This is a genomic window from Microcoleus sp. F10-B2 (genome assembly GCF_036704965.1).
Lineage (GTDB): Bacteria > Cyanobacteriota > Cyanobacteriia > Cyanobacteriales > Microcoleaceae > Microcoleus.
In genome coordinates this window covers 1-13,963 of sequence record NZ_JAUBTB010000131.1, presented here as the reverse complement: position 1 = coordinate 13,963, position 13,963 = coordinate 1, and the positions used below count along the sequence as shown (strand labels likewise).

Annotated in this window: 9 protein-coding genes and 1 tRNA gene; all 10 read left to right on the top strand. The window is 44.5% G+C overall.

The features are described 5' to 3' along the window. Positions 1 to 112 precede the first annotated feature (112 nt). The 10 genes from QUA99_RS29940 to QUA99_RS29895 all read left to right on the top strand — a co-directional run bounded on the left by QUA99_RS29940 (position 113) and on the right by QUA99_RS29895 (position 13,914). Positions 113 to 835 (top strand): Uma2 family endonuclease, encoded by a 723-nt coding sequence (locus QUA99_RS29940; RefSeq protein ID WP_333244304.1) that lies wholly within the window; start codon positions 113 to 115, stop codon positions 833 to 835. 322 nt (positions 836 to 1,157) lie between these two features. Further along, positions 1,158 to 2,360: a tetratricopeptide repeat protein gene (locus QUA99_RS29935; protein ID WP_333244307.1), complete on the top strand. Its 1,203-nt coding sequence runs from the start codon at positions 1,158 to 1,160 to the stop codon at positions 2,358 to 2,360. A 79-nt stretch (positions 2,361 to 2,439) separates the two neighbouring features. Further along, entirely contained in the window at positions 2,440 to 3,963 is a 1,524-nt protein-coding gene (locus QUA99_RS29930; protein ID WP_333244309.1) for a carboxypeptidase M32, read from the top strand. Between the two features lie 133 nt (positions 3,964 to 4,096). After that, complete coding sequence (locus QUA99_RS29925) at positions 4,097 to 6,517, top strand: sucrose synthase (RefSeq protein ID WP_333244312.1); 2,421 nt, start codon at positions 4,097 to 4,099, stop codon at positions 6,515 to 6,517. Between the two features lie 506 nt (positions 6,518 to 7,023). After that, positions 7,024 to 7,734, top strand: coding sequence for a peptidoglycan-binding protein (locus QUA99_RS29920; protein WP_333244315.1), 711 nt, complete (start codon positions 7,024 to 7,026; stop codon positions 7,732 to 7,734). A gap of 298 nt (positions 7,735 to 8,032) precedes the next feature. Then, positions 8,033 to 8,114 (top strand) — tRNA-Leu (locus QUA99_RS29915). 302 nt (positions 8,115 to 8,416) lie between these two features. Further along, positions 8,417 to 9,964, top strand: coding sequence for a class I SAM-dependent DNA methyltransferase (locus QUA99_RS29910; protein ID WP_333244318.1), 1,548 nt, complete (start codon positions 8,417 to 8,419; stop codon positions 9,962 to 9,964). Further along, on the top strand, positions 9,961 to 11,367 hold the full coding sequence (locus QUA99_RS29905; protein ID WP_333244320.1) for a restriction endonuclease subunit S: 1,407 nt from the start codon (positions 9,961 to 9,963) through the stop codon (positions 11,365 to 11,367). The genes QUA99_RS29910 and QUA99_RS29905 overlap by 4 nt, the downstream gene beginning before the upstream one ends. A 2-nt stretch (positions 11,368 to 11,369) precedes the next feature. Next, entirely contained in the window at positions 11,370 to 13,352 is a 1,983-nt protein-coding gene (locus QUA99_RS29900; protein WP_333244323.1) for an ATP-binding protein, read from the top strand. Positions 13,353 to 13,386: 34 nt separating this feature from the next. Then, the gene (locus tag QUA99_RS29895) at positions 13,387 to 13,914 is read left to right on the top strand and encodes a type I restriction endonuclease (protein ID WP_333244326.1); all 528 of its coding nucleotides are present in this window, start codon (positions 13,387 to 13,389) and stop codon (positions 13,912 to 13,914) included. Positions 13,915 to 13,963 lie beyond the last annotated feature (49 nt).

Below are 13,963 nucleotides of genomic sequence, written 5' to 3'. Positions count from 1 at the left end.
GTCGCTTTTATCAACAGGGTATACGGGCTGCAACCCTTATTCGGTCTATCTCCTAAACCTCTTTGTCACCCCCCCAGCAATTAAACCTAGATACTTCTCGGAGACAAACACTATGCAAGTCACAACCGAAGAAATCATTTATCCTTCCAGCGACGGTCAACCAATGGCAGAAAGCACAATTCAATATGAATTAATTGTCAAAATCAAAGAAGGTTGCGAATCGCTGTTTAAAGATGACCCAAACGTTTTTGTAGCCGCCGATTTACTGTGGTATCCCGTTGAGGGGAGACCTGAGATTTCTCAAGCACCTGATACGATGGTGATATTTGGGAGGCCAAAGGGCGATCGCCTTTCCTACATACAATATCGAGAGGATAATATTGGCCCTCAAGTCGTATTTGAGATTCGCTCCCATAACGACAGCAACACTAAAATGAATAAAAAACTTTCATTTTACCAGCGTCATGGAGTTGAGGAGTATTACCTTTACGATCCACAAAGAAATGAGTTGGAAGGTTGGCAAAGAATTGAGGGAGATTTAGAAGTTATTGAGCCGATGGGGGGATGGATTAGTCCGAGATTAGGTGTACGATTTGAGTTGGGAGAAGATGGGTTAGAAATTTATCGACCTAATGGAGAAAAGTTTCTTTCCTATGCGGAATTAGAAGAAGAGAGGTTATTAGATCGTCAGCGGCTACAACAAGAATCTCAAAGGGCAGAACAAGCAGACCAAAGAGCCGAACAAGCAGACCAAAGAGCCGAACAAGCAGACCAAAGAGCTCAACGTTTAGCTGCTAAACTCCGCGAATTGAACATCGATCCAGATAGCATTTAACCCCGAATAAATGCTCATAACCCCGGTTTGTTTGAAAAATCGGGTTTCTGGCGATCGCGGTTATTTGTGGTTTTAACGTAATCCTGTCAGCCCGATCGCCCTTTCCTCTTTTCTACGCAGTCAGCTCAAAAAAATAGTATTAATCTATACCTATAAATCCCAACTATAGAATTATAAGGAAAAAAATTGAAAAAGCTCCCAAATTCGTGTAAAATTGCCATCAATAACCAAATAGTCGCGATCGAAAGCACTCAAAGGCGAAAAAGATCGCATATAAAAAAGAAAAGAATCAATTAGACAGAAAATAAAGAGGTGAAACCCCTTGCAAAAATTAGCCAGCATAGAAAAGCCGATCGACTCAGGGGAAAAATTCATAGCAGTCAACACCCCAAAGGCTCAAACACTGTACGATCGCGGCAACGCCCTAGAAGCAATGGGGCGCTTCCAAGCTGCGATCGAATCTTGGGAAGAAGCGATCGCACTCGAACCAAAATTTTATGAAGCGCGGTACAACCAAGGCGTAGCCCTCAGAAAATTGGGACAGCTAGAAGAAGCGATCGCAGCCTACAACAAATCCCTACAAATTAAACCAAACAATCCCGAAGCGTGGTACAACCGCGCCAACGTTTTGCAGAAGCTAAACAAATTCTCAGAAGCGATCGCCTCCTACGAACAGGCGATCGAACTCAACCCAAGCTACCACGAAGCTTGGACGAACCGCGGCAACACCCTCGTCAACTTGGAAAAATTCTCAGAAGCGATCGACTCCTACGACAAAGCCATCGCCATCAAACCAGACTACTGCGAAGCTTGGTACAACAAAGCATTTACCCTCAGAAAATGCGACCAAAATACAGCGGCGATCGCATCCTACGACAAAGCGATCGAACTCAAACCAGACTTGTATCAAGCCTGGTACAACCGCGGCTTAGCCCTAGCCGATGAAAAACTTTACCCCGAAGCCGTCGCCTCCTACGACAAAACCCTGCAACTGCGGCCGAATTCCCCCGCAGTCTGGAACAAACGCGGCACGGCGATCGCACAAATGGGACAATTTGAAGCAGCGATCGCATCCTGGGACAAAGCCCTCGCACTCAAGCCAAATGACAGCGAAACCTGGTACAACCGCGGCTTAGCATTAGCCAACTTAGAACGCTTTGAAGAAGCAATTGCCTCTTGGGACAAAACGGTAGAGTTGCAGCCAGACAACACCGAAGCCTGGTACAACCGCGCCGTAGCCCTCAGAAAAATTCAACGATTTACCGAAGCCATCGCCTCCTACGATAAAATCATCGGACTCACACCCGACGATCCAAACCTTTACTATCAAAAAGCTTGCGTGTACGCCCTGGAAAAACAAGCAGGCGATCTCACAAACAATCAAGAACTTGTAGCCACCAGCATCCGGCTGGCGATCGAAAACTTATCCAAGGCGATCGAACTCAATCCCGAAAAATACCGAAAACAGTGCAAAAATGACTCTAAATTGCGTACAATACAGAAACAAGTGCGGTTTTTAGCTTGATTTCAGGGTAGCAATGATTGATGGATACGGATGCCGCACTGCAACCGTTGTAGGCAAAACAGGACCATAAACCCCCATCATGCAAACCCTAGACAAAACTCAAGCAAAATTCGCTCAACTAGCAGCCCACCTCAGAGAAGTTAACGACATCGAATCAGCCTCTTCGCTGCTGCATTGGGATCAATCAACTTATATGCCGCCCAAAGGTGCAAGTGCCAGAGGCCGCCAGTTGGCTACACTCAAACAAATATCCCACGAAAAATTTACAGACCCAAAAATAGGTGAACTTCTAGAAGACTTGCGTTTCTACGAACAAACCCTCCCCTACGACTCCACCGCAGCCAGCCTGATCCGCATCGCCCGCAGAGACTACGATCGCGCCTCCAGAGTCCCCGCAACCTTCATGTCCGCACTCTGCCGCCACCAAGCCGACAGCTACGAAGCTTGGGCAGCAGCTAGGGCAGCCAACAATTTCGCAGCGGTCGAGCCGTATCTAGAAAAAACCCTAGAATTAAGCAGGCAGTACGCTGACTTTTTCCCCGGCTACGAACACATCGCCGATCCGTTGATCGATCGCAGCGACTACGGCATGAAAGTATCCCTGCTGCGCCCGCTTTTCGCCAAACTGCGTCAAGAATTAGTGCCGATAGTCGAAGCCATCACCTCCCAACCACCCGCCGACGACTCCTGCTTGCACCAAAACTTCCCAGAATCCCAGCAACTAGAATTCACGCGCACAGTCGTAGAACGCATGGGGTTCGACTTCCAGCGGGGACGGCAAGACACCACCCTGCACCCGTTCATGACTAACTTCTCTATAGACGACGTGCGAATTACCACCCGCGTCTATGAAGACCACCTGGATCAAGCACTGTTCAGCAGCATCCACGAAGCCGGACACGCCCTCTACGAACTCGGAAATTCCCCGGAATTTGAAGGTACGCTTCTGGCAGGCGGCATTTCCTCCGGCGTGCACGAAAGTCAATCGCGACTTTGGGAAAATCTAGTGGGGCGCAGTCGCGGTTTTTGGGAATGTTTCTACCCGCAACTCCAAGGGATATTTTTGCGACAGTTGGGACACGTATCCACTGACGCATTTTACCGGGCAATCAACAAAGTCTCGCGATCGCTCGTCCGCACAGACGCCGACGAAGTAACCTACAACCTCCACGTCGCCATCCGCTTTGACCTAGAATTGGCAATGGTAGAGGGAAAACTAGCAGTGCGAGACCTCCCCGAAGCCTGGAACGAACGCTATCAAACCGACCTCGGCGTTGTCCCCGCCACCGACAGCGAAGGCGCCATGCAAGATGTTCACTGGTACGTCGGTACGATCGGCGGAATGTTCCAAGGTTACACCCTCGGCAACTTGATGAGCGCCCAATTCTACGAAACAGCAGTAAAAATCAATCCTGAAATTCCCGTAGAAATAGAACAGGGCAATTTTACCGTACTCCACGACTGGCTAAAACAAAATATCTACCAGCACGGCCGCAAATACACTGCCGTCGAATTGATCGATCGCGTTACAGGTTCACCTTTAAGTATCGATCCCTTTATCCGCTACATTCGCCACAAATACGGGGAGTTTTATGTCATTTGAGGGATAGCAACTTAACTTTGCAGACTTTAAAATGACATTAAAAAAAGTAGTAGCCTAAAAAAAAAGGGCGATACTATTTGAGTATCGCCTAATTTTACAGTGGAAATCAAAAGTCTTAAATAAGGGAGTATGTATGTCTGAACTCTTTCAGGCTGCGATCGCCAGCGACGAAAAAACCGACTTGCGTCAGTTTGTCAGCGATTTGCGGGCTTTGGGTAACAAATATTTACTGCGAAACGACATAGTTAACGCTTTTGCTGCCTACTGCACCAAATACGAAAAGCCCGAACAGTTCCATAAATCTTCTCATTTGAGCAAACTGATTTACTACGTTCAGGAAATTATTCTTGAAGAGGACAGCATTTGCGTCCTGCTGCGACCAAAAATTGCTACTATAGAAATAGTGCGAGTTGGAGACGACTTGACACTCGAGCAGATGACAGTGCAAGAATTGCTCGACGTGCGCGATCGCTTCGTCAACCACTTTCACCCCCAAGAAGGCGACATTCTCGAACTAGATTTCGGCCCTTTTTACGATTATTCCCCCACAATTCGCGACCCCAAAAACATCGGCAAAGGAGTGCAATTCCTCAACCGATACCTGTCCAGCAAACTGTTCCAAGACGCCAGACAGTGGCAGGAAACTCTATTTAATTTCTTCCGGATTCACCGCTACAACGGCGTACAATTACTAATTAACGATCGCATAAAATCCCAAGAACAACTTTCCGAACAAGTCAAAAAAGCCCTCACCTTTGTCAGCGATATTTCTGAACAAGAACCCTACGAAAGATTTCGACTGGTTTTGCAATTGATGGGTTTCGAGGCAGGTTGGGGAAATACCGCCGCCCGCGTGCATGAAACCCTAGGACTTCTTGACGAATTAATTGATGCCCCCGATCCGCAAACCCTAGAAGCATTTATTTCTCGCATCCCGATGATTTTCAAAATCGTCCTAGTTTCTCCTCACGGCTGGTTCGGCCAAGAAGGAGTTTTGGGGCGACCGGATACGGGAGGGCAGGTAGTTTATGTCCTCGATCAAGCCAAGAGTTTAGAGAGACAACTGCAAGAAGACATTCATCTTGCCGGTCTCGATAGTTTAGGCGTCAAACCTAAAGTAATTATTCTCACCAGGTTAATTCCTAACAGCGACGGCACGCGCTGCAACGAACGTTTGGAACAAGTTCACGACACAGAAAATGCTTGGATTTTGCGGGTTCCCTTCCGGGATTTCAATCCCAAACTCACTCAAAATTGGATTTCGAGATTCGAGATTTGGCCTTATTTGGAAACTTACGCGATCGATGCAGAAAAAGAACTGCTGGCTGAGTTTCAGGGCAAGCCAGATTTAATTGTCGGCAACTATTCTGACGGCAACTTGGTAGCGTTTTTGCTGTCTCGCAAACTCAAAACTACTCAGTGCAATATTGCCCATGCACTGGAAAAATCTAAATATTTGTTAAGCAATCTCTACTGGCAAGAATCAGATAAAAATTACCATTTTTCGCTGCAATTTACTGCCGATATAATTGCTATGAATGCAGCTAATTGTATTGTCAGCAGCACCTATCAAGAGATTGTGGGCCAACCCGATAGTGTCGGTCAGTACGAATCTTACAATTGTTTTACCATGCCGGATTTGTACCACGTTGTGAACGGGATTGAACTGTTCAGCCCAAAATTCAACGTGGTGCCGCCGGGAGTCAACGAAAGCGTGTACTTTCCCTACACGCGGATCGAAGACCGGGTGCAAGACGATCGCGATCGGCTCAACGAACTGCTGTTTACTCTAGAAGACCCGGAACAAGTCTTTGGAAAACTCGACGACCCGCAAAAGCGCCCTTTATTTTCGATCGCAAGGCTCGATCGCATTAAAAATCTGACAGGCTTAGCAGAATTGTTTGGAAAAAGCCAGGAACTGCAAGAAAAATGCAACTTAATTCTAGTAGCTGGCAAGCTGCGGGAGGAAGAAACCGAAGACTACGAAGAAGCAGAAGAAATTAAAAAGCTCTACGCAATTATCGACCAATACAACCTCCACGGTAAAATTCGCTGGCTGGGAGTAAGGCTTTCCAAAAGTCTGTCCGGCGAAATCTACCGGGTAATCGCCGACGGCCAAGGTATATTTGTGCAGCCAGCCTTATTTGAAGCTTTCGGCTTGACAATTCTAGAAGCAATGATTACTGGCATTCCCACTTTCGGGACGCAGTTTGGCGGCCCGCTGGAAATTATTCAAGATGGCGTAAATGGGTTTTATATCAACCCGACAAACCACCCGGAAACCGCCCAAAAAATTCTAGATTTTTTATCGAAGTGCGAACACAATCTCAACTATTGGTATGAAATTTCAACGCGAGGAATTGACCGAGTTTACAGCACGTATACATGGAAAATTCATACTACCAAACTGCTGACGCTGGCGCGGACTTACGGTTTCTGGAACTACTCGTCCAAGGAAAACCGCGAAGATATGCTCCGCTACATAGAAGCGCTGTTTTATCTGATTTACAAGCCGAGAGCCAAGGCTTTATTGGCAGAACACGCGAACCGATAAGTGGCGACTTTTGCTTCTTACGGGCTGGTTGAAGGAAAAAACTTGGTCTCTGATGGATCGACTTTTTACACAACCCGCCCGTAAAGATTTGTGAATGACAGCAGGTTTTACACAAGAGGACTGAGGCTAAGAAACGCGGTTTCTACTAAAATATTGGCTTTAGTAAAAAAACTTCTCGGAATCAACCGGGTTTCTGAGGAATAGTGCGAACCCGTCCCTGCTTCCAAGTCATAACTTCTGAGTGCGGCCGTCCCCATTGCCGAACTTCTAGAAGCTGTGGCAGATATAGCAACCGCGCCCGACGGTTATAAAGTTCTTAATGGCCCAAACCAATGCGGTCTATTACCCCTTCCCTCGGACTTTTTGTTACCCACTCGCGAAGTGGAAGAGCCTTCTTCCTTCTTCATTCTGCTATATTTCTCAGAAAGCAGTCCGGGTAATACAATTAGATTGAGAAACTTGAAAACAGCGAAACCTTGTCAAACCTCACTAATAGGATGCAATTTATGCGTGTGACTACTGTTACGATTTTGAGCTTGATTGCTCTGCTCGCTCCCGGCTTAACCCGAAAGGCAACTGCTGCTTTCGACTCCGAACCATTTGTGCAGGAACAGTACCGCAGAGACTTTACGAATCCCGCAGATCCGGGTGCCTCAGCATCGCCCGAGGGAAAGTCCGAAGGAGATATGTTTAACAAGCCTTTTTACGCGGGCGAGCAGGCTCCAGTGAAAAAAGAAAAAACTATCTCGGCGGGAGCTGACGGGCCAGAAGTTGCCGCCATACAGCAGCGCTTGCAGGTGCACAATTTCAAGGTAGGGACGATCGACGGTACCTATGGCTCTCGCACTACATCGGCGGTTCGTGCCTTTCAGCAGTCTAAGGGTTTGAACGCAGATGGCATTGTGGACAAAGAAACTTGGACAGCTTTAGCAGCAGATCCGGCATCAGCTCCTGAAACTGTGCAGAGCAATCCTCCAACTCTGAGCACTGCTGCTGTTCCCGGCAATCCTCCAACTCTTCTCAATAAAGGCGCTGTCGGTTCCAAGGTGAAGACGCTACAGGTGCGTTTGGAAATGCAGGGTTACGATCCGGGCCCGATCGACGGCATTTTTGGCGCTCGCACTGCTACGGCTGTCAAGAGCTTTCAGGAGTATAAGGGTTTAATGGCTAACGGCATGGTGGACGAAACAACCTGGAAGGCGCTCGGCCAAAAGTAAGTGACAAGTGAAAAATACGGAAAATTGCTGTGGCGATAACTCATGATTGAACCCGGTGTCCAAAAATGACCGGGTTTCTCGATGTTCGGCGATCGAGCAATTTGGTCATCAGCCTGGGAATTTATCCGTGGGTCGCTTTTTTCAATCTAAAATCTAAAATCGATCGATCGAGCAATTGGCTCCCAAGCCTGCGGATTTATCAGTAGGTCGCCGTATTCAATCTAAAATCTAAAATCTAAAATCTAAAATCGATTGACCGATCGCTCTGTTGTGTGCTATAGTATTTAAATGTCAAAATGCGGATATGGCGGAATTGGCAGACGCGCCAGATTTAGGTTCTGGTTCCGAGAGGAGTGAAGGTTCAAGTCCTTTTATCCGCATAGCAAATTGTATTCCCAAAGCAAAAACTGTACAGTAACAAATTATTTGTTATTGTACAGGCGGTCATGACGCTACAACGGCTGAGGGAGAACGAACCGGGGTTTACCAACTCGGTTTCGCTGGGGCGGTTTATGGTGTCGTGGGATTCATTCATCGCGATCGCTCCAAGTGGTAGAGTTTGAGAGGGAGAGTGCGATCGCATCCTTAAAATCTGGTCAGCCAGTGATTCCTGTATGGTTAGATCGGATACATCAGCAAATACAGCAAAAATTAACAGCTTGAAATAGTTACAAAAATATACATGGTTGAACGTAATGGGGATAAGTCCCTGGAAAATTGGATTTGGGATGCTGCTTGTAGCATTAGAGGGGCGCAGGAAGCAGCAAAATATAAGGATTTTATTCTGCCATTGATTTTTACGAAGCGACTTTGTGATGTATTTGATGATGAGTTAAATCGGATTGCCCAGAAGGTGGGTTCTCGTGCCAAAGCGTTTAAGTTGGTAGCAATGGATCAAAATCTGGTGAGGTTCTACTTACCACTACAACCTGACGATCCAGATCAGCCTGTTTGGTCTATGATTCGTAGGCTGTCGGACAAGATTGGCGAGACTTTAACAGGCTATTTGCGGGAAATTGCTAAAGTGAATCCTTTACTCAAAGGGATTATTGATCGGGTTGATTTTAATGCTACAACTCATGGACAGCGTGACATTGCTGATGACAGACTCTCGAATTTAATTGAAAAAATATCGGAGAAGCGTCTCGGTTTAAAGGATGTAGAGCCAGATATTATTGGGCGCAGTTATGAGTATTTGATTCGTAAGTTTGCGGAAAATTCGGGACAATCAGCAGGGGAATTTTACACGCCGAGGGAAGTGGGGCTAATCATGGCGAAGATTATGCAACCACAGCCAGGAATGACGATTTATGACCCCTGTTGTGGTTCGGCGGGGTTGTTAATTAAGTGTCAGTTGGTTTTGCAAGAATCCCAAAGTTCAACAGAAAAGTTTGCACCGTTACAACTTTATGGGCAGGAGTACACAGCGACTACTTGGGCAATGGCAAACATGAATATGATTATTCACGACTTGGAGGGAAAAATCGAAATCGGGGATACGTTTCGCCATCCTAAACTCATGCAAGCGGGGAAATTAGCTCAGTTTGAGCGAGTGGTAGCCAATCCCATGTGGAATCAGGACTGGTTTATTGAATCGCACTATGATGGCGATGAGTTAGGGCGTTTTCCCAAGGGTGCAGGTTTTCCAGGGAAACAGTCTGCTGATTGGGGTTGGGTGCAACATATTTGGGCATCAATGGATAAAACGGGAAAGGCGGCGATCGTTTTGGATACAGGTGCAGCGTCACGGGGTTCAGGAAATATCAATAAGAATAAAGAGAAGAATGTACGACGTTGGTTTGTGGAACAGGATTTGATAGAAGGGGTGATTTATTTACCAAGAAATCTGTTTTACAACACTTCTGCGCCAGGTATTCTTTTATTTCTGAATCGGGCTAAACCCAAAGAACGACAAGGTAAACTATTTTTAATCAATGCAAGTTTGGTATTTGCCAAGGGCGATCCGAAAAACTATATTCCTGATGAGGGAATTGAGAGTATTGCCAGCACGTTTTTAAATTGGCGGGAGGAGGATAAATTTAGCCTCATTGTCTCTAAGGATGACATTGCCCGTAATGATTATAATATTTCGCCTTCGCGTTATATTCATGTAGCAGAAACAGAGGAATTTCGACCTATTGCGGAGATTTTAGAGGAGTTGGAAATTTTGGAAGTGGAAGCTTCGGAAACGAATCAATTATTAATGCAAGTTTTGGGGACATATAAATGATGGAAGGGCAAACAGCTACAATTGACGAACATCTTCATGAAACTAAAATAACCAATAAAAAAAAAGAGTCTTATAAAACTACAGAGTTAGGTTTTATTCCTGAAAGTTGGAAAATTGTTAAATTTGAAGAGGTCTTAAGTCTTTTTAATGGATATGCTTTCAAATCCACCGATGCTGTAGAGTCTTCTAACACTCAACTCATAAGGATGGGCAACCTATATCAAAACAAACTTGCTCTAGAGCGCAAACCTATTTTTTATCCCGACAGCTACGCACAAAAATACTCCAAGTATGTTTTGCAAGAGGGAGATTTAATAATCTCATTAACTGGAACCAGCGAAAAAGAAGATTATGGTTTTACCGTCAAAATAAACAAAACCAACAAAAATTTACTACTAAACCAACGAGTTGCTAGGATTGATATTATTTCGGCAGATGTTAATCGTGATTATATTTTTTATTTTTTACTCTCAAGAATATTTTTAACCCCCTTGTTTTTAACAGCAAAGGGAATGAAACAAGCTAATTTATCAACCAATGCAATTAAGAAATTAAATGTTGTAATTCCCCCAATTGAAGAACAGCGAAAGATTGCGGGGGTGTTGTGGCTAGTGCAGAATGCGATCGCACAACAAGAGCAACTCATCACTCTCACTACTGAATTGAAAAAAGCCCTCATACAAAAACTATTCACAGAGGGAACTCGTAACGAACCGCAAAAGATGACAGAAATAGGTCTTATTCCTGAAAGTTGGGATGTTATACCTCTTGGCAATATGTTTCAAATTAAACATGGCTATGCCTTTGATGGCGAATACTTCAAGCCAGAAGGTGAATTTATTTTGATGACACCAGGACATTTTTATGAAGATGGAGGTTTCCGCGATCAAAAAGATAAGACTAAATATTACACAGGTAAAGTTCCCGACGGATATCTACTAAATGAAGGCGATCTCCTTGTTGCTATGACAGAGCAAAAATCGGGATTGTTAGGTAGTTCAGCCTTTATACCAGAATCCAATAAATATCTTCATAATCAACGTCTTGGACTTATTGAAAGACTTGATGAATCTTATTTGTATAAGCAATTTCTTTTTCACATTTTTAATACGCCGCATATAAGAAGCGAAATTTCTAGAACAGCAACCGGTTCAAAAGTTAAACATACATCACCTAGTAAAATTAGAGATATTATTTTTGGGTTGCCAGATATTCAAGAACAAATAGAAATAGCTTTTTTGCTAGATAAAGTAGCTGCAAAAATTGATGCTCTAGTTTCAATAAAAAAAGTGATGAGTGAGCTCTTTAGAACGCTCCTTCACCAACTAATGACCGCCCAAATCCGAGTAGATGACCTTAATTTTTCCGCTTTCAACCTTGAACCACAGGGAGGAGATGAATAACAATGCTAACCTTTGATGAACTCTGGGAACTTCTCACTACCGAAGATGAAAGCGTAGAAATAGAAGCAAAAAAAGGCTCAGAAGTTGGTAAAAGCTGTTGGGAAAGCATTAGCGCATTTTCTAATGAACCTAGCCTAGGAGGGGGCTATCTTCTGCTTGGTATCAAATCATCAGAAGAAAGTGATACCAATAATTATGAAATTGAAGGAATAGCAGATCCCGACAAAATACAACGAGACTTAGCTACCCAATGCAGAGAAGTTTTTAACATTACTATTCGTCCCCAAATAGAAACTGCTACCAAAGACGGGAAAATCATCATTGTTGCCTTTATCCCCGAAGTCCAACCCTCAGAAAAACCAGTCTATCTTACTAAAAGAGGACTTCCCCAAGGTGCATTTAGACGCATTGCTTCAACCGATCAAAAATGCACTGAGAGAGATATTGAACTGTTTTATAAAGAACGTAATACCCAAACCTACGATACTACAACTATCCCCGATGCTACTATCGATGATTTAGACCCAAAAGCGATCGCTGCTTACCGCAGAGAAAGGCAGGAATTAAACCCCAACGCCAGCGAACTCAATTACGATGACCAGAGGCTACTTTTTGCCCTAAATGCGATCGCCAGACATCCCACCCAAAAAGAAGAATACTGCGTCACCTTCGCTGGATTAATCTTATTCGGAAATGCGCTCGCCCTGCGGCGTTATTTTCCCATGCACCGCATCGACTACATCCTTGTAGAAGGTAAGGAATGGGTTTCAGATCCAGATAAGCGTTATCAAAGTACCGAAATCCGTGAACCCCTACTACTAGCCATTCCCAAATTAATAACCCTTGTCCTTAACGATCTGCCTAAAGCCTTCGCCCTTGCAGAAAATGGGATTCACCGCAGAGAAACCCCTCTCATACCCCGTAAAGTTATCCGAGAAGCAATTGTTAACGCTGTAATGCACCGTAACTATCGAGAACGGAGTCCTGTCCAGATTATCCGCTTCTCTGATCGTTTAGAAATTCGTAATCCTGGTTATTCTCTCAAACCCACAGATGAATTTGACCAACCAGGATCAAAAACTCGTAACGAAAAAATTGCCGCAGTTCTCCATGAAGTAAATCTTGCAGAAACAAAAGGCTCTGGAGGGAGGGTTATGTTAGAGAAAATGGTGGAAGCCAACTTGACCCTACCTTTGTTTGTTTCCAATCGAGATAGAGATTATTTTCACGTTACCCTTTTTACCCATCATCTTCTTGATGGAGATGATATTGAATGGCTGACACAATTTAAAAAGTATGGATTAAGTAATGATGAAGCCACAGCACTCGTCGTCTTAAGACAGGTGGGAATGATTAATAATTTAATTTACCGTGTCACCAATGATGTTGATACTCTCACCGCCAGTCAACACCTGAGACGTTTACGGGATGTGGGATTACTTGAACAACAAGGCAAAGGGTCAGCTACCTGCTACACCCTCACTTCAGCATTAGTAGACGATGGCTTATCTGGGGAGTTGACCACGCCAGAGGAGCCTAATCTAGGGAGTGACTTCCTAGATAAGCCGTTATCTAGGGAGTTGACCACACCAGACGAGTCTAATCTAAGGAGTCCATCTACAGCCAACGCTCAATCTGAAGATCATCAGCAGCTAGTTCTGAATCTGGCTTTGGGAGAACAAGAGTATCATCCTAAGAGTGATGAGCGTCAGAACTATCTAGTACAAATGCCTGAACAATTAAGAACTAAGATTGAAGGACTTGGTAGACGTTCAAGCCATGATGAGGCCACAACTGCAATCGTAGAGCTTTGTACTTGGAAGACCTTATCTTCTGCTGCGATTGCTACCATTTTGGATCGTAATCAAGATTATTTACAAACTCAATATTTAACTCCGCTTGTGAGATCGGGAAAACTACAACAAGAAAAACCTTCCCATAGTCCGCAACAAGCATATACAGCTACTCAAACCAACACAGACTAGGCTTTTTGTTAACTTATAGCTGAGATTTACTATCATGCCTAAACCTGGAGAACACAAAACTGTTCAAAGCCGTATCATCACCTACGCCCAAGAAATCGGTTGGACGTTTGTGCCGCGTGAACAAGCCGAAACTATACGGGGCTTTAATAATCACACTGGCAACATTCAGGAAAAAGCACAACAAGCCTCTCTCTATTTTGATGATGTCCTCTATAAAAAAGTCCGCCAATTTAACCCTAACTACAGCGAAGCCCAAGGCGTACTGATTGCCCAACTCAGCAACCTACCTACCGACATTTACGGAAATAGAGACTTTCTTACCTATCTCCGCAACCAAGGCAAATATTTCTATGCTGCTGAAAATCGGGAACTTGACCTAAAACTCATCGACTACGGCGACCCTACCCGAAACACCTACGAAGTTACCGAAGAATTCTACATCCATAACGGTAAATACGGCATCAGGGAAGATGTCGTATTTCTGATCAACGGTATTCCTATCCTTGTTATCGAATGCAAAAACGCGAATAAAGACAGGGTAAGCTCATCTAATTTGGTATAAATTGTACTTGACAAAAAGACAACTATAGAAAACGTGGCATTCACGTATG